A 16959-nucleotide genomic window follows, 5' to 3' on the forward strand; every position below is an offset into this window, starting at 1 on the left:
GGGGGCGGGGCGGCGCGCCTTCTCGAGCCGGGGCGTGGACGGCGAATGTCCGCGGCGAGGTTTGGGCGCCGTGGGACGGGCAGGGGGTGGGGACGGCGCATGGCGCGCCTCACATATCACCCAAATCGCGTTTCGTCCCACTGGACACGCCGCGACGCACCGCCAGGTTGCCCAGTTGTCATGAAGATTGCGTGATTTAGCTCACACAATTGAAACATTCGGGCCGGGCCCTGTGCACACCGCGTCACCCACGGTGGCGAGCGGGACGGGCGCCGGCGCGTCCGGTGAGAGTTACGCGGATTCCCCTGCGTGCGGGGGAGAACGGCGCGGTCGCCCGCCGCCGATGCGCGCGCCGAACGCGCCGGAATCGAGCAAGCATCTCCCCCTACCCGGTCGCGGGAATGCCAAACATCTCGTCGATAACAATGCCGGCGGGGCGTCCAGGACCGTTCGCTAAGTTTCTTTCACATGGCAACGCAATCCCTGCACTCGACATCCCCGCCGCCCGGGGACGAGTCGGCGGTCCGGCTCCGGGAGCCGGAACTTGCCGACGGTCCCGAGATGTGGCGGCTCGCGCGGGACTCGAACGTGCTGGACGTCAACTCGCCATACAGTTACGTGCTCTGGTGCCGCGATTTCTCCGGCACCTCCGTGGTGGCCCGGGCGGACGGCGCCGCGTGCGGTTTCGTCACCGGTTACGTGCGTCCCGACCGGCGCGACACGCTGTTCGTGTGGCAGGTCGCGGTCGACCGCGCCCACCGCGGCCAGGGCCTGGCCCGGCGCATGCTGGACCGGCTCGGCGACCGGATGCCCGAGCTGGGCTGCCGGTACATGGAGGCGACGGTCACGCCCGGCAACGCCGCCAGCGCGGCGATGTTCGAATCGTTCGCCCGGGGCCGCGGCTGCCCGGTGGTCCGCAGCCCGCTGTTCGGTGACGAGCACCTTCCCGCCGGCCACGAGCCCGAGATCCTGTTCCGCATCGGCCCCCTGAACCACCCCTGACGGCCACCGCGCGGCGCCCGCGCGGGCCCTGCGGCAGGGCCCCGCCGACGCGGCGCACGCGCCCCGCGCGCGACACCCCGAACCGGTCCGCGCCCGCGACTCCCCGTTTCCGATCCCGGCCCTTTTCCGTTCCAGCCCGTTCTCAGATTCGCCCGGATTCCCATCCCGACCGTTCCGACCACCGTACGGCCCTTTTCTCCGATCGTTCATCCCACCAGACCGCCGGAGGCAGAACACATGGACGTATTCGCTCGTCTCGAATCCGAGGTACGCGGCTACTGCAGAGGCTGGCCCGCGGTGTTCACCACCGCGCAGGGCAGCCATATCACCGACGAGAACGGAAAGACGTACCTGGACTTCTTCGCGGGGGCGGGCACGCTCAACTACGGGCACAACGACCCGGCGCTGAAACGCCGGCTGCTGGACTACCTGGCGGGTGACGCGATCGTGCACTCGCTCGACATGTACACCGCCGCCAAACGGCGGTTCCTGGAACGTTTCGACGAGGTGGTGCTCAAACCGCGCGGCCTGGACTACAAGGTGCAGTTCCCGGGTCCGGCGGGCAACCACGCGGTGGAGGCCGCGCTGAAGCTGGCGCGCAAGTACACCGGCCGGGAGACGATCGTCAGCTTCACCAACGCCTTCCACGGCATGACGCTGGGGGCGCTGGCGGTGACCGGCAACTCGATGAAGCGCACCGGCGCGGGCGTGCCGCTGGGCCACGGCGTGGCCATGCCCTACGACAACTACCTGGACGGCCGCACCCCCGACTTCCTGCTGTTCGAGACGATGCTGGACGACAGCGGCAGCGGCCTGGACAAGCCCGCCGCGGTGATCGTCGAGACCGTGCAGGGCGAGGGCGGCATCAACGTGGCCAGCGCCGAGTGGCTGCGCGGCCTGCAGGACCTGTGCCGCCGCCACGACATCCTGCTGATCGTCGACGACGTGCAGATGGGCTGCGGCCGCACCGGCCCGTTCTTCAGCTTCGAGGAGGCCGGGCTCACCCCGGACATCGTCTGCCTGTCCAAGTCGCTGAGCGGCTACGGGCTGCCGATGGCGGTGACGCTGATGCGGCGCGAGCTGGACGTGTGGGAGCCCGGCGAGCACAACGGCACCTTCCGCGGCTTCAACCCCGCGATGGTGACCGCCACCGGCGCGCTGGAGGACCACTGGGCCGGCGAGGGCCTGGAGAAGCAGACCCTGGCCAAGGGCGAGCAGGTGGAGCAGGCGCTGCACGAGATCGCGCTGGAGCACGCGGGCGCGGTGGACTCGGTGCGCGGCCGGGGCCTGGTGTGGGGCCTGGTCATGCGGGAGCCGGAGCTGGCGCCGAAGGTGTGCGCCGAGGCGTTCGAGCGCGGCCTGCTGATGGAGACCTCCGGGCCCGAGGGCGAGGTCGTCAAGCTGCTGCCGCCGCTGACCACCACGGAGGCGGAGCTGGCCGCCGGCCTGGAGATCCTGGCCGACTCGGTCAAGGCCGTCCGCACCGCCGTGGCCGCCTGAACCCGCGCCACGGCCGCTGGAGAGGAGCATCGAATGATCGTCAGGTCACTGAAGGACATCATCGGCACCGACCGCGACGTGAAGGCGCCGACCTGGGAGAGCCGCCGCCTGGTGCTGGCCAAGGAGGGCGTCGGGTTCTCCCTGCACGACACGGTGCTGTACGCGGGCACCGAGACGAAGATGTGGTACGCCAACCACATCGAGGCCGTCTACTGCGTCGAGGGACAGGGCGAGCTGGTCAACGAGGAGACCGGCGAGAAGCACCGGATCGAACCGGGCGTCATGTACCTGCTCGACGGGCATGAACACCACACGCTGCGCGCCCACACCGACGTGCGGACGGTCTGCGTCTTCAACCCGCCCTGCACCGGCCGGGAGGTGCATGACGAGAACGGTGTCTATCCGCTGCTGACCGAGGAGGACGCATGAGTGTCATCGAGTCCCATCCGACGAGCACCGACGCCTATCCCACCCGCAAGGCGACCGAGCCCGCGCTGCTGTACCGCCAGGACCCCGTGGTGTACGGCGGCCCGGACGACGGCCCGATCGACGCCGAGACCCTGCGGTCGTACGAGGCGAACGGCTATCTGACGGTCGAGCAGCTGCTGCTGCCCGAGGAGGTGGAGACCTACCGCGCCGAGCTGCGCCGCCTGGCCTCCGACCCGAAGATCCTCGCCGACGAGCGGACGATCACCGAGCGCGGCTCGGACGAGGTCCGCTCCATCTTCGAGGTGCACCGGATCAGCCAGGTGTTCGCCGACCTGGTGCGCGACCCGCGCGTGGTCGGCCGGGCCCGGCAGATCCTCGGCGGCGACGTCTACGTGCACCAGAGCCGGGTCAACTACAAGCCCGGGTTCACCGGCAAGGACTTCTACTGGCACTCCGACTTCGAGACCTGGCACGCCGAGGACGGGATGCCGCGCATGCGCGCGGTGAGCATCTCCATCGCCCTCACCGAGAACTTCGTCCACAACGGCGGCCTGATGATCATGCCGGGGTCGCACAAGACGTTCGTGGCCTGCGTCGGGGAGACCCCGGCCGACCACTACAAGGAGTCGCTGCGCAGCCAGGAGATCGGCACGCCCGACCCGGGCAGCCTGTCGATCCTGGCCGACAAGCACGGCATCGAGCTGTTCACCGGCCCGGCGGGCTCGGCGACGATGTTCGACTGCAACTGCATGCACGGCTCCAACGGCAACATCACCCCGTTCCCGCGCTCGAACGTGTTCATCGTGTTCAACAGCGTCGACAACGCCTGCGCCGAGCCGTTCTCCGCGCCCGCGCCACGGCCGTCGTTCATCGGCGCCCGCGACTTCACCCCCGTCCGCGACTGACGCCGTCCGCGGCCGGTTGACCGGCCTCTGTCCATGATCTGTGCGCCGTCCGCCGCCGCCCCGCCCCGCCCGGCGCGGACGAGCCCACGGCGGGACGGGCGGTCCCGCCCCGGCGCGACCGCCCGTCCCGCACCCGACCACCGCCAAGCCCGGCCCCGCGACCAACGGAGCCGCCCGCCGCGCCGCCGCGGGCGAGAACGGTCGCGGGGCATCACTTCAGGAGTTCGACGATGACTTCCTCGACGAGACGCCACTTCCTGCGCACCGCGGCCGTGCTGGCCGGGGCGGTCCCGCTGGCCGCCGCCGGCTGCTCGCGGACCGATCCCGAGCAGGAGCGCCAGGGCGGGGGCACCCTGGAACGCGCCCGGCAGGACGGCAAGATCAGGGTCGGCTTCGCCAACGAGGCCCCCTACGGCTTCACCGACACCTCCGGCAAGCTGACCGGGGAGGCGCCCGAGCTGGCCCGCGTCATCTTCAAGGAGCTGGGCATCGGCACGGTCGAGGGAGTCCAGGTCGACTTCGGCGGGCTGATCGGCGGCCTGAACGCCCGCCGCTTCGACGTGATCTCCGCCGGCATGTTCATCACGCCCGACCGCTGCGCGGCGGTGGCGTTCTCCGACCCCGAGTACATCGCCAAGAGCGCGTTCATGGTGCCGAAGGGCAACCCCGACGGCATCGCCAAGTTCGAGGACGCCGCCGCCAAGAACCTGCGCGTCGGCGTGCTGACCGGCGCCGTGGAGGCCGGGTACGCCGAGAAGCTCGGCGTGAAGAAGAGCAACATCAAGACCTTCCCCGACCAGCCCAGCGCCTACGAGGGGCTGAAGGCCAAGCGCGTCGACTGCATCGCGCTGACCCGCATCTCGCTGGCCGACCTGCTGTCCAAGCACAAGGGCGAGCCGTTCGAGCTCACCGACGCGTTCACCCCCGTCATCGGCGGCAAGGAGCAGAAGGGGGCGGGGGCGTTCGCCTTCCGCAAGGCCGACGGCGACCTGCTCAAGGCGTTCAACGACAAGCTCGCCGAGCTCAAGCGCTCCAACCGGCTGCTGCCGATCCTGCAGCCGTTCGGGTTCACCCAGGCCGACATGCCCGGCCCGAACGACACCGCCGCCGTCTTCTGCCAGGGCTGATCGGTCATGTCGGACGTCCTTGACGCCTATCCGCAACTGCTGCGGGGCGCGTGGATCACCGTCCAGCTGACGGTGTACGGGTCGGCGCTGGCGCTGGTGCTGGCATTGGTGTTCGGTCTGGCGGGCACCTCGCGGCACGGCGCCGTCCGCGCGCTGAACCGGGTGTACGTGGAGTTCTTCCGCGGCACCGCCACGCTGGTGCTGATGTACTGGATGTTCTACGCGCTGCCGCTGGTGGGGTTCAGGTTCACGCCGATCGCCGCGGCGGTGCTGTCGCTGGGCCTCAACATCGGCGCGTACGGCGCCGAGGTGGTGCGCGGCGCGGTGAACGCCGTGCCCAGGGCGCAGTACGAGGCGGCGGTCGCGCTGAACTTCACCCCGTGGCAGCGGACGCTGCGGGTGACGCTGCCGCAGGCGGTGGCGCTGATGCTGCCGCCGTTCGGCAACCTGCTGATCGAGCTGATGAAGGGCACCGCCCTGGTCTCCCTGATCACCATCGGGGACCTGACGTTCCGGGCCCAGCAGGTCCGCTCCTCCACGGGGGAGACGACCGCGACGTTCCTGGTCATCCTGGTGGTGTACTTCGTGATCGCGCAGGTGCTGCAGCTGGCCGTGCGGTACGCCGAGCGGCGCGTGGACCGGATGCTGGGCCGGCGGCCCGCCCGGCGTGAGGCCGCGCCGCCCCCGGTGGCGTCCGGCGTGGGGGCGGTGAAGGGCTGATGACCTGGGACTGGAACTACACCGGCGACATCCTGCCGGACCTGCTGGACGGGCTGCGCGTCACCGTGCTCGCCACCGTGCTCGGCTACCTGATCGCGCTGGTGCTGGGCCTGGTGTGGACGCTGCTGCGGCGCACCCCCAGCCGGGCCGTCAACCAGACGGTGCGGTGGGTGGTGGAGTTCATCCGCAGCACCCCGCTGCTGGTGCAGCTGTTCTTCATCTTCTACGTGCTGCCCACCTGGGGGCTGACGCTCGGCGCGCTGACGGCGGGGGTGATCGGCCTTGGGCTGCACTACTCGACGTACACCTCCGAGGTGTACCGGGCCGGCATCGCCGACGTGCCGCGCGGCCAGTGGGAGGCGTGCACCGCGCTGAACCTGCCGCGGCACCGCGCCTGGCAGGACGTGATCCTGCCGCAGGCGGTGCGCAAGGTGGTGCCGAGCCTCGGCAACTACCTGATCGCCATGTTCAAGGACTCGCCGCTGCTGCTGGCGATCAACGTCAGCGAGATGCTCGGGGCCGCCTACCAGGCCGGGGCCGAGACGCTGCGGTACCTGGAGCCGATCACGGTCGTGGGCGTGCTGTTCGTGATCGTGAGCGTGCTGTCGTCCATCGTCGTCCGTCGCCTGGAGAGGCGTTATGCCACCTACTGACATCGCACCGACCGCGCCCACGCCCGAGGAGTCCCCGGAGGGCGGCAACCGCCCCGCGCCCGGCCTTCCGCTGCCGGCCGAGGGCACGCCGGGCATCCGCTTCGAGAAGGTGGTCAAGCGCTTCGGCGGCAACGTGGTGCTGCGCGAGCTGGACTTCCAGGTCGCGCCCGGCGAGCGGGTGACGCTGATCGGGCCGAGCGGCTCGGGCAAGACCACGATCCTGCGGCTGCTGATGACGCTGGAGAAGGTCGACGGCGGGGTGATCTGGATCGGCGACCGGCCGCTGTCGCACATGCCGCGCGGCGACCGGCTCGTCCCGGCCGGCGAGCGGCACCTGCACGAGATGCGCAAGCAGGTCGGCATGGTGTTCCAGCAGTTCAACCTGTTCCCCAACATGAACGTGCTGCGCAACCTGACCGAGGCGCCGGTGCGCGTGCTGGGGCTGTCCAGGGAGGAGGCGGTCGAGCGGGCCCGCCGCCTGCTGGACATGGTGGGGCTGGCCGACAAGATCGACGCGCATCCGTCGCAGCTGTCGGGCGGGCAGCAGCAGCGGGTGGCGATCGCCCGGGCGCTGGCCATGGAGCCCAAGGTGCTGCTGCTGGACGAGGTCACCTCGGCGCTGGACCCCGAGCTGGTCGTCGGCGTGCAGGACCTGCTGCGCGACATCGCCCGCGGCAGCGACCTGACCATGCTGTGCGTGACGCACGAGATGCACTTCGCGCGCGACATCTCCGACCGGGTGCTGATGTTCGACGAGGGGCAGATCGTCGAGGAGGGCCCGCCGGAGCGGATCTTCGAGGCGCCCACCGAGCAGCGCACCCGCGACTTCCTGCAGGCGATCCTCGCGTCCTGACCGCCGCCGCCCCCTCCCCCACGATGACCAGAATCGGATTCGGTAACGTTGGGGAGGACGCAGGGCGAAGGAGGGGGCGTGACGGGACCCACGGCGGGCGCCGCGATCGCGGGACTGGGCATGACCGAGCTCGGCAAGGTCTACGGGCGCAGCCCGCGCAGGCTCGCGGCCGACGCGGTGCGGCGGGCCGTCGCCGACGCCGGGCTGACCCTGGACGACCTGGACGGGCTGCTGGTCAGCCACGGCATGGGCGGCTCGCCCGGCATCGAGCTGGCCGACACGCTGGGCCTGCGCGACCTGCGGCTGCTGACGCAGATGAACGCGTTCGGCGCCACCGCCGGGGCGATGGTGGCGTACGCGGCGATGTCGGTGCTCAGCGGCGCCGCGTCCACCGTCGCCTGCGTGTTCGCCGACGCGCCGCTACGGCCGAAGCAGTCGGCGGGCTCGGCGTACCACCGCGACGCCCCCGAGTGGTACGGGTACGGCGGCATGACCGCCGCGCTGGGGTTCCGCAGCGTCAACGCGTTCTACGCGCTGGCCGCCCAGCGGCACATGGCCCGCTACGGCACCACCAGCGAGCAGCTCGGCGCGATCGCGGTCGCCACCCGCCGGTGGGCGACGCGCAACCCGCTGGCGCAGATGCGCGAGCCGATCACCCTGGCCGACCACCAGAACTCCCGGTGGGTCGCCGAACCGCTGCACCTGCTGGACTGCTGCCTGGTGTCCAACGGCGCCATCGCCGTCGTCGTCACCGGCGCCGACCGCGCCCGCGACCTGGCCCAGCCGCCCGTCCACCTGTGGGGCTGGGGCCAGGGGCACCCCGGGCACGGCAGGGAACGCGGCAGCGACTTCGGGCTCACCACCGGCGCGGCGGTGTCCGGCCCGGTCGCGATGAAGATGGCCGGGGTGAACGTCGGCGACATCGACATGTGCCAGCTCTACGACTGCTACACCTACACGGTGCTGGTGTCGCTGGAGGACTACGGATTCTGCGCCAAGGGCGAGGGCGGGCCGTTCGCCGAGTCCGGGGCGCTCGGGCCGGGCGGAGCGCTGCCCACCAACACCGGGGGCGGGCAGCTCTCCGCCTACTACATGTGGGGCATGACGCCCCTGTCGGAGGCGGTGATCCAGGCCCGCGGCCACGGCGGCGACCGGCAGGCCCCCCGCAACGACGTCATCCTGGTCAGCGGCAACGGCGGCGTCCTGGACCACCACTCCACGCTGATCGTCAGCCCGCACGCGAAGGGAGCCTGAGATGGACCTCGGCGTCCTGCGCCGCGACGGACGCACCGACCCGTTCTTCGACGGCACCGCCGCCGGGCGGCTGGTCGTGCGGCGGTGCGACGCCTGCGACCGGTGGCTGGCACCGGACGCCGGCGACTGCCCCGGCTGCGGCGGGTCCGACCTCGGCTGGGCCGAGGCGAGCGGCGAGGCCACCCTGGTGACCTGGACCGTCCTGCACGGCCGTCCCGCCGACGACGGCACCGTGCCGCCGCCCGTCTGCCTGGCGCTGGTGGAACTGGCCGAGGGGCCGTGGCTGCACACCCGCCTCGACGGCGCCGACCCGGCGCGGCTGCGGGAGGGACTGCCGCTGCGCGCGGTGTTCGAGCACCCCGCCGAGGGCGAGTCCTACGTGCTGTTCCGTCCCCGCTAGACGCTCCGCACCCCTGGACCGAACGGGGTTCGGTCGCCTAGCGTCGGAGGCATGCGCACCGAGGTCTGCGAACGGTTCGGCATCGAGTTCCCGCTGTTCGCCTTCAGCCACTGCCGCGACGTGGTCGCCGCCGTCACCAACGCCGGCGGCTTCGGCGTGCTCGGCGCCGTCGCCTACACGCCCGAACGCCTGGAGGAGGAGCTGCGCTGGATCGACGACCACGTCGGCGGCCGCCCCTACGGCGTGGACGTCCTGGTCCCCGGCCGCATCGACCAGGCCGCCCGCGGCGGCTCCGGCGATCTCGGCGGGCTGCTGGCGGCCGTCCCCGAACGGCACTGGACGTTCCTGGCCGAGCTCTTCGACAAGTACGGGGTGCCGCTGCCGGAGTTCGACCAGGCCAGGACGTCCGGCGCGCGCGGCCCCGGCGTCACCGAACGCGGCGCCACCGAGCTGGTCGAGGTCGCCCTCGCCCACCCCATCCGGCTGATCGCCAGCGCCCTCGGCCCGCCACCGCCGCACATGGTGGAGGCCGCGCGGGCCGCGGGGGTCCCGGTCGCGGCGCTGGTCGGCACCGCCGAGCACGCCCGCCGCCAGGTCGCCGCGGGCGTGGACCTGATCGTCGCGCAGGGCGGCGAGGCGGGCGGGCACACCGGCGAGATCTCCACGATGGTGCTGGTCCCCGAGGTCGTGGACACCGTGGCGCCCGTCCCAGTGCTGGCCGCCGGCGGCATCGCCACCGGCCGCCAGATGGCCGCGGCGATGGCGCTGGGCGCCTCCGGCGTGTGGTGCGGCTCGGTGTGGCTGACCACCGAGGAGGCCGAGACGCCGCCGGTGGTCAAGAGCAAGATGCTCGCCGCCACGTCCCGCGACACCGTCCGCTCGCGGTCGCGCACCGGCAAGCCCGCCCGGCAGCTGCGGTCGGCCTGGACCGAGGAGTGGGACGGCCCGGACAGCCCCGGCCCGCTCGGCATGCCGCTGCAGATGGTGCTCGCCGAGGGCGCGATGCGGCAGATCACCAAGGCGGCCGAGACCGGCAACCCGGGCGCCCGCGAGCTGGCCGGCTACTTCGTCGGGCAGTGCGTGGGCCTGATGAACTCCGTCCGGCCCGCCCGCCAGGTCGTCTACGACATGATCGAGGAGTTCGCCGACGCCGTCGACCGGCTCAACGCCCTCACCGACGGCTGACCGCGGGTTCCCTGGGACCGGCCGCCCGGGCGGGCGTCAGCGGAACTGGTTGAGCGGGCGGCCGGGCCCCTTCCTGATCTGCTCGACGAACAGCGCCGCCAGCGCCCGGTGCCCCTTCACCGTGGGGTGGAAGCTGCGCGGCTCGGCCGACAACCCGGCCAGGTTCACCGCCAGGCCGTTCATGTACGGGTCGAGACTGCCCGCCTCGTGCCCGGCGAACGCGCTGTAGGCGTCCACGAACTCCACGCTGCCCGGCGCGCGGGCGGCGGCCAGCCGCTCGTCGGCCTCCCGCACCGCCTGCCGGATCAGCTCGTTCAGGTCGCGGGCCCGGGCGTTGAGCCAGCGCTGGTCCGCCACGTCGATGTTGTCGCCGGAGGCGTTGTCGACCTCGGAGAACATCCGCGGATAGCCCATCACGACCACCCGGGCGCGCGGCGCCCGATCGGTGATCTTGTCGATCAGGCCGGGCAGGGTGCGGCGCAGCTCGGCCATCCGCGCGGCGATGTCGCCGCCCTGGTCCTGGCAGGCGCGGCTCCACGGCAGCTTGACCACGCATCCGGCCAGCACCCGGGAGAAGCCGACGTCGTTGCCGCCGATGCTGATCGTCACCAGGCTGGTGTCGCCGTTGACCCGGCCGAGCTGGGCGGGCTCGCCGGACTTGCCGTCCAGGACGTCGGCGGTGGTCGCGCCCGAGCAGGCCCAGAACGCCGTGCCGCCCGCGAACCGGAACGCCTTGGCCACGTCGTGGTAGTAGGCGTTGGACGTGCGGTGGCACCGGTTGAGCGGGTTGTGGTCGGCCACCGACGTCTCGGCGCCCAGGCCGGAGGAGTAGGAGTCGCCGAGCGCCACGTACGCGCCCCGCGTGGCGGCCTCCTCCGGGGTCAGCGGGACGGCCTGAGGGGAGGTGACCGGCTCGGCGTGCAGCGTGTGGATCGTCCGCGGGCAGCCCTTGCCGAACACCTCGCAGCGCACCGCGGGAAACGCCACCAGCGGCGTGAACGCCACCGCGACGAGGACCAGCAGGAGGGCGATGGCGAGACCCCTGTCACCGAGGCGGTCCCGTACCCGCCGCGGCCAGGAGCGCGGCCCCGTCATCGCCCTCCCTTCCCTCGTCCCCGCATGATCAGACGAACCTGCCGCGCCCCGAGTTCCCGCCCGATCCCCACATCGCCACCCGGGGACCGAGCTCGTGCAGCCCCGCCGCTACCTCGGCGTCCCAGTGGGCGCGCAGCCCGGACCCCCACCGTTCCTGCGGAAACTCGGCGAAGCCGTGCCTGGCGTACCACGGCGCGTTCCACGGCACGTCCCGGAAGGTGAGCAGTGTCACGCCGGGAGCCCCGGCCCGCTGGAGCACCGCCCGCAGCAGCCGCGTGCCGATGCCCTTGCGGACGTGGCCGGCGTGCACGGCGATCTGCTCCAGGTACGTCGCGCCGTCCAGGGGACGCACCGCCGCGAACGCCACCGGCGGCCTGCCCGCGACGAGGATCTCCGCGTCCTCCTCGATCATCTCCTCGATCACGGTGGGGCCGGGCGGGAACACGATCCCCAGCGGGGCGAACAGCGCGTCCGCCGACTTCTCGATCGCGGCCAGCCCCGCCAGGTCCCCGGGCTCCGCCACGCGCGGCATCACGTCCATCCGCCGATCGTCGACCGCACGGCCCGCCGCGATCAAACCCTTTTCACGCCTCCGGATAGCGCATCAGCCACGACAGCGGCGGCTCACCGTAGTCGCCGGTGGGCGGGTTCGGCCCGAACTCCTGCACGCAGTCGTCGGCCATCGCGGCGACCGTGCCGCGCACCTCGAGCCCGTCCCGCCACGCCGACGGGAACGCCGCCGTCCCGTACCGGGCACCGAGCAGGTTCCCGCAGACGGCGCCGGTCGAGTCGCTGTCCCCGGAATGGTTGACGGCCAGCAGCAGGCCGCGCCGTCCCACGGCCTCCGGCGCACCCTCCCGCTCGGCCGCCAGGGCCGCGTACACGCCGATGGCCAGCGCCTCCTCCCCGGTCCAGCCGCCGCCGAGGGTTTCCAGGCGTTCCGGCGTCGGCGGCTCGGCGGCCATCTCGACCGCCCTGTCGAGGGCGCGGGAGGTCTCCCGGTGCCGCCGCTGCTCGCGCAGCAGCGCGCGGGCGGCGTCGAGGGACTCCCGCAGCCCGGCGCCGGACAGCAGGCCGTGCACCGTCGCGGCGAGCACCCCCGCGGGGAGCTGGCCGTCCGGGTGCCCGTGCGTCAGCGCCGCCGCCTGGCGGCCCAGCTCGAAGGCCCGCTCGGCGCTGCCCGCCGCGATTCCGCACGGCGCCGCCCGCACGACGCCCATGCACCCCTTGGAATCGTTGATCGGTTCGTCGACCGTGCCCAGCGGCCAGCCCGGCCGCTGCCGTTCGGCCGCCTTGAGCAGCGCCGACAGGACGGTCCGCCCCGGCGCCCGGCGGCTCGTCATGGCCGGGTCCATGGTCAGCGGGCCGAACGCCGAGTGCTGCGGAGGCATCCGCACGCCCTGCCCGCCGAGCCACGTCAGGTACGCCGACTGCAGCAGGCCCGGCGTCGCCCCGCCGATGCCCCTGGCCCTGGCCCGCACGGACGCCTGCACCAGCGCCTGCACGGTGAACATCGTCAGCTGCGTGTCATCGGTGATCGACCCGGCGGGCAGCCGCCCCGGGACGTAGCCGGTGATCCCGTCGGGCCCGTAGCGGCGCCGGATCTCCGCGAGCGGCACCCCCTCGACGGGGGCGCCGAGCGCGTCCCCGATCGCCCCGCCCAGCAGGCAGCCGAGCACACGGTCGGGGTCGGGATACGACGGACGGAGCATGCGGATCTCCCGGGGGTCAGGCGGCACGAAAGGCATCACGGTACGCCTGCGGCGGCACGCCCACGAGCCGGCGGAAGTGCGGACGCATCGCCACCCCGTCGCCGAACCCGGACCGCCGGGCCACCGCGTCGACGCCCAGGTCCGTGCTCTCCAGCAGGTGCTGGGCGCGCAGCACCCGCTGCGTCACCAGCCAGCGCAGCGGCGACACGCCGGTGGCCTGCCGGAACCTCCGGTCGAACGTGCGGCGGCTCATGTGCGCGGCGGCGGCCAGGCGGCCCACGTCCAGGCCAGGATCGTCCAGGTGCGCCAGCGCGTACGCGACCGCGTCGGAGATCGCGTCGCCCACCTTCGGCTCGGGCACCGGACGCTCGATGAACTGCGCCTGCCCGCCGGCCCCGCCCTTGACGCTGTAAGGTCGCGGCAGTGAGCACAGGGGCCGGCCAGGCCGCCGGTCATGCGCCAGAGAAAGACCGCCGACGGCCACCCACCGGCCCCGGCAGGGGCAGCGGACGCCGGCAGGGGGTCAGCGGACGCCGGCCTCCTTCATCTCGCGCAGCTCGCGCTTCAGTTCCTTGATCTCGTCGCGGAGGCGGGCGGCGAGCTCGAACTGCAGGTCGGCGGCGGCCTGGTGCATCTGGGCGGTCATCTCCTCGATGAGCGACTCCAGCTCCTCGCGGGGGCGTTCGCCGACCAGGTCGGCGGCGTGACGGCCCGCCTCCCGGGTGCGGGAGGCCAGGCCGGGGACGGGGGCCTTGCCGCGGCTCTGCTGGCGGCCCGCGCCGCCGATGAGGGTCTGGGTGTCGGCGTCCTCGCGGGCCAGGGAGTCGAGGATGTCGGCGATCCGCTTGCGCAGCGCGCGCGGTTCGATGCCGTGCTCGGCGTTGTAGGCCTGCTGCTTGGCGCGGCGCCGGTTGGTCTCCTCGATGGCCCGCTGCATGGACGGGGTGACGGTGTCGGCGTACATGTGCACCTGCCCGGACACGTTGCGGGCGGCGCGGCCGATCGTCTGGATCAGGGAGGTCTCCGAGCGCAGGAAGCCCTCCTTGTCGGCGTCCAGGATCGCCACCAGCGAAACCTCGGGCAGGTCCAGGCCCTCGCGCAGCAGGTTGATGCCGACCAGCACGTCGAACTCGCCGGAGCGCAGCTCGCGCAGCAGCTCGATGCGGCGCAGCGTGTCGACCTCGCTGTGCAGGTAGCGCACCTGGATGCCGAGCTCCAGCAGGTAGTCGGTGAGGTCCTCGGCCATCTTCTTGGTCAGCGTGGTGACCAGGACCCGCTCGTCGCGGGCGGCGCGTTCGCGGATCTCGTGCACCAGGTCGTCGATCTGGCCCTTGGTGGGCTTGACCACGATCTCCGGGTCGACCAGGCCGGTGGGGCGGATGACCTGCTCGACCACGTCGCCCTGGACGCGGTCCATCTCGTAGGGGCCGGGGGTGGCCGACAGGTAGACGGTCTGCCCGATGCGCTCCAGGAACTCCTCCCACTTCAGCGGGCGGTTGTCCATGGCCGACGGCAGGCGGAACCCGTGCTCGACCAGCATCCGCTTGCGGGAGGCGTCGCCCTCGTACATGGCGCCGATCTGCGGGACGGTCTGGTGGGACTCGTCGATGACCAGCAGGAAGTCCTCGGGGAAGAAGTCCAGCAGGGTGTTGGGCGCCGACCCGGCGGGGCGGCCGTCGATGTGCCGGGAGTAGTTCTCGATGCCCGAGCAGGTGCCGACCTGGCGCATCATCTCGATGTCGTAGGTGGTGCGCATGCGCAGCCGCTGCGCCTCCAGCATCTTGCCCTGCCGTTCCAGCTCGGCCAGGCGCTCCTCCAGTTCGGCCTCGATGTCGCGGATGGCGCGCTCCATGCGCTCGGGCCCGGCGACGTAGTGGGAGGCGGGGAAGACGTAGACCTCCTCGTCCTCCGACAGGACCTCGCCGGTGAGCGGGTGCAGGGTGGCCAGCTTCTCGATCTCGTCGCCGAACATCTCGATGCGAACGGCGAGCTCCTCGTACTGCGGGATGATCTCGACGGTGTCGCCGCGGACCCGGAACGTGCCGCGGGTGAACGACAGGTCGTTGCGGGAGTACTGCATCCCGACCAGCCTGCGCAGCAGCTCGTCGCGCTCGATCTCGTCGCCGACGCGCAGCGGGACCATCCGGTCGACGTACTCCTGCGGGGTGCCCAGGCCGTAGATGCACGACACCGAGGCGACCACGACGGTGTCGCGGCGGGTCAGCAGCGAGGTGGTGGCCGAGTGGCGCAGCCGGTCGACCTCGTCGTTGATCGAGGAGTCCTTCTCGATGTAGGTGTCGGTCTGCGGGATGTACGCCTCGGGCTGGTAGTAGTCGTAGTACGACACGAAGTACTCGACCGCGTTGTTCGGCAGCATCTCCCGCAGCTCGTTGGCGAACTGCGCGGCCAGCGTCTTGTTGGGCTGCATCACCAGGACGGGGCGCTGCAGCTTCTCGATCAGCCAGGCGATCGTGGCGGTCTTGCCGGTGCCGGTGGCGCCGAGCAGCACGATGTCCTTGTCGCCGCGTTCCACCCGCCGCGCCAGCTCCCTGATCGCCTCGGGCTGGTCCCCGGACGGCGTCATCTCCGTGACGACCTCGAACGGCGCCACCTTGCGCTGCAGATCGGTGATCGGCCGCATTTCGACTCCCCCCGTACCGGGCATCCGGCGGACCGGGGCGATCCGCCGTTCCCCACTCTATGCAGCGGGTCCGACAATCTCGTACCGAAGGACGTTTCCCCAGGTCGCCGACGATGATCAGCTCGGGGATGAGGCCGGGAGCGGCAGGTGGGCGCGGACGCGGAAGCCGCCGCCGTCGCACTGCCCGGCGGTGAACACCCCGCCGAGGGCGGTGACCCGCTCGCGCAGCCCCACCAGGCCGTTGCCGCCGCTGGGCAGGCCGTGGGCGGGCGTCGCGCGCGGCGGGGCGTTGGTCACCTCGACCTCGACGGCCTCGGGCCGCAGCCGCAGCTCGACGCTGGTGTCGGCGTCGCCCGCGTGCTTGTGGACGTTGGTCAGGGCCTCCTGGACGAGCCGGTACACCGCGCGGCTGACCGCCGGGGGCATGGGCTGCTCCTCGCCCCGGACCCGCAGGTCCACGCGCAGGCCGGCCGCGCCGGACTGGTCGATCAGGTCGCGCACGTCGGCCAGGGTCGGGGAGGTCTGGGCCAGCGCGTCCTCGCCCTGCCGCAGCACGCCGATGACCTGGCGCAGCTCCTCCAGGGCCTGCCGTCCCATGTCGCCGATGACCGCCGCCGTCTCGGCCGCCCGCGCGGGGTCGCGCGTGGCGACGGCCTTGAGCGCCCCCGCGTGCACCACCATGACGCTGACGCGGTTCGCGACGACGTCGTGCATCTCACGGGCGATGCGGGTGCGTTCCTCCGTGCGCGCGCGTTCGGCGAGCAGGTGCTGCTCCAGTTCCAGGCGTTCGGCGCGTTCCTTCAGGGAGGCGAACAGTTGCTTGCGGGCGCCCATGTAGAGGCCCAGCAGCACCGGGGAGAAGATGAACGTGACGCCCGCCAGGACCTGCCCGATGAAGGGGTCCTTGTTGGCGGTGGGGCCCGGTTCCAGCAGGAAGGCGGCGAAGCCCAGCGCCGCGATGGTGAGCACGGTGCGCCGTGACGCGGTGTAGGCGCCCAGCGAGTAGAGGATCACGGCCGTGGCGAAGGCGCCCGCACCCATGACCGTCCCGAAGGTGACGGCGAACAGCGCCAGGGCGACCGGGTGGCGGCGCCGCACCACCAGCCCGAGGGCCAGCACCACGCTGCACAGCGACACGGCGGGGGGCGGAAGCCAGAAGTCCTGGGGGGTGAACCAGAGGAGGACCCCGTCGACGGCGGCGAGCGCGATGGCGAGGGACAGGTCGAGCGCCTGGGATCGGCGGGTCGGCCACAGCTCCGACCACCACCCCCGAAAGCCCTCCCACCAGCCCCGAATTCGCATGGGACGAGCCTATAGCCCGGGTCGATCAGACCCGTTCCGTTTACGACGTTTCGGCGGCACCGCAGCGCATGTCGCGGTACATCCGTAACGGGCGGCCTCCTTGTACAGACGATCCGAAATGCGCTTTTCCGACGGCCCCGAGTGGCCGCCCCGCGCGCCGTCACCACCGCACAGGTACGGG

Annotated in this window: 17 protein-coding genes; 11 read left to right on the forward strand and 6 right to left on the reverse strand. The window is 72.2% G+C overall.

What is annotated here, in order from left to right:
* The first annotated feature begins 468 nt into the window (after window positions 1-468).
* From ectA to ABD811_RS24325, 11 genes are all read left to right on the forward strand, one after another.
* Window positions 469-1002, forward strand: a complete 534-nt coding sequence (ectA, locus tag ABD811_RS24275; RefSeq protein ID WP_344951964.1) for a diaminobutyrate acetyltransferase — start codon at window positions 469-471, stop codon at window positions 1000-1002.
* A gap of 237 nt (window positions 1003-1239) precedes the next feature.
* Window positions 1240-2502, forward strand: coding sequence for a diaminobutyrate--2-oxoglutarate transaminase (gene ectB / locus ABD811_RS24280; RefSeq protein WP_344951967.1), 1263 nt, complete (start codon window positions 1240-1242; stop codon window positions 2500-2502).
* A 33-nt stretch (window positions 2503-2535) separates the two neighbouring features.
* A complete protein-coding gene (locus tag ABD811_RS24285) occupies window positions 2536-2931 on the forward strand; it encodes an ectoine synthase (RefSeq protein WP_344951970.1) in 396 nt (131 codons plus the stop codon).
* The gene (thpD, locus tag ABD811_RS24290; protein ID WP_344951973.1) at window positions 2928-3836 is read left to right on the forward strand and encodes an ectoine hydroxylase; all 909 of its coding nucleotides are present in this window, start codon (window positions 2928-2930) and stop codon (window positions 3834-3836) included. The genes ABD811_RS24285 and thpD overlap by 4 nt, the downstream gene beginning before the upstream one ends.
* 230 nt (window positions 3837-4066) lie before the next feature.
* A complete protein-coding gene (gene ehuB / locus ABD811_RS24295; RefSeq protein ID WP_344951976.1) occupies window positions 4067-4963 on the forward strand; it encodes an ectoine/hydroxyectoine ABC transporter substrate-binding protein EhuB in 897 nt (298 codons plus the stop codon).
* A gap of 6 nt (window positions 4964-4969) precedes the next feature.
* The gene (gene ehuC, locus ABD811_RS24300; protein WP_344951979.1) at window positions 4970-5683 is read left to right on the forward strand and encodes an ectoine/hydroxyectoine ABC transporter permease subunit EhuC; all 714 of its coding nucleotides are present in this window, start codon (window positions 4970-4972) and stop codon (window positions 5681-5683) included.
* Window positions 5683-6336, forward strand: a complete 654-nt coding sequence (ehuD, locus tag ABD811_RS24305) for an ectoine/hydroxyectoine ABC transporter permease subunit EhuD (RefSeq protein ID WP_344951982.1) — start codon at window positions 5683-5685, stop codon at window positions 6334-6336. The genes ehuC and ehuD overlap by 1 nt, the downstream gene beginning before the upstream one ends.
* Window positions 6323-7189, forward strand: coding sequence for an ectoine/hydroxyectoine ABC transporter ATP-binding protein EhuA (ehuA, locus tag ABD811_RS24310; protein ID WP_344951985.1), 867 nt, complete (start codon window positions 6323-6325; stop codon window positions 7187-7189). Before ehuD ends, ehuA begins: the two co-directional genes overlap by 14 nt.
* A gap of 78 nt (window positions 7190-7267) precedes the next feature.
* The gene (locus ABD811_RS24315) at window positions 7268-8443 is read left to right on the forward strand and encodes a thiolase family protein (protein ID WP_344951988.1); all 1176 of its coding nucleotides are present in this window, start codon (window positions 7268-7270) and stop codon (window positions 8441-8443) included.
* A 1-nt stretch (window position 8444) separates the two neighbouring features.
* The gene (locus ABD811_RS24320; RefSeq protein ID WP_344951991.1) at window positions 8445-8843 is read left to right on the forward strand and encodes a Zn-ribbon domain-containing OB-fold protein; all 399 of its coding nucleotides are present in this window, start codon (window positions 8445-8447) and stop codon (window positions 8841-8843) included.
* Window positions 8844-8894: 51 nt separating this feature from the next.
* Window positions 8895-10028: an NAD(P)H-dependent flavin oxidoreductase gene (locus tag ABD811_RS24325; RefSeq protein WP_344951994.1), complete on the forward strand. Its 1134-nt coding sequence runs from the start codon at window positions 8895-8897 to the stop codon at window positions 10026-10028.
* Window positions 10029-10064: 36 nt separating this feature from the next.
* Here the strand turns inward: ABD811_RS24325 and ABD811_RS24330 are convergent, their stop codons facing one another.
* From ABD811_RS24330 to ABD811_RS24355, 6 genes are all read right to left on the reverse strand, one after another.
* A complete protein-coding gene (locus tag ABD811_RS24330; RefSeq protein WP_344951997.1) occupies window positions 10065-11123 on the reverse strand; it encodes an SGNH/GDSL hydrolase family protein in 1059 nt (352 codons plus the stop codon).
* 28 nt (window positions 11124-11151) lie between these two features.
* Entirely contained in the window at window positions 11152-11664 is a 513-nt protein-coding gene (locus ABD811_RS24335; RefSeq protein WP_344952000.1) for a GNAT family N-acetyltransferase, read from the reverse strand.
* A gap of 43 nt (window positions 11665-11707) precedes the next feature.
* Entirely contained in the window at window positions 11708-12835 is a 1128-nt protein-coding gene (locus ABD811_RS24340; protein ID WP_344952003.1) for an ADP-ribosylglycohydrolase family protein, read from the reverse strand.
* 16 nt (window positions 12836-12851) lie between these two features.
* Window positions 12852-13196: a helix-turn-helix domain-containing protein gene (locus tag ABD811_RS24345; RefSeq protein ID WP_344952006.1), complete on the reverse strand. Its 345-nt coding sequence runs from the start codon at window positions 13194-13196 to the stop codon at window positions 12852-12854.
* 162 nt (window positions 13197-13358) lie between these two features.
* Window positions 13359-15476, reverse strand: a complete 2118-nt coding sequence (gene uvrB, locus ABD811_RS24350; protein ID WP_344952009.1) for an excinuclease ABC subunit UvrB — start codon at window positions 15474-15476, stop codon at window positions 13359-13361.
* A 117-nt stretch (window positions 15477-15593) separates the two neighbouring features.
* Window positions 15594-16778: a sensor histidine kinase gene (locus tag ABD811_RS24355; protein WP_344952012.1), complete on the reverse strand. Its 1185-nt coding sequence runs from the start codon at window positions 16776-16778 to the stop codon at window positions 15594-15596.
* Window positions 16779-16959: the final 181 nt, after the last annotated feature.

Source organism: Actinomadura miaoliensis (genome assembly GCF_039536785.1).
Taxonomy (GTDB): domain Bacteria; phylum Actinomycetota; class Actinomycetes; order Streptosporangiales; family Streptosporangiaceae; genus Spirillospora; species Spirillospora miaoliensis.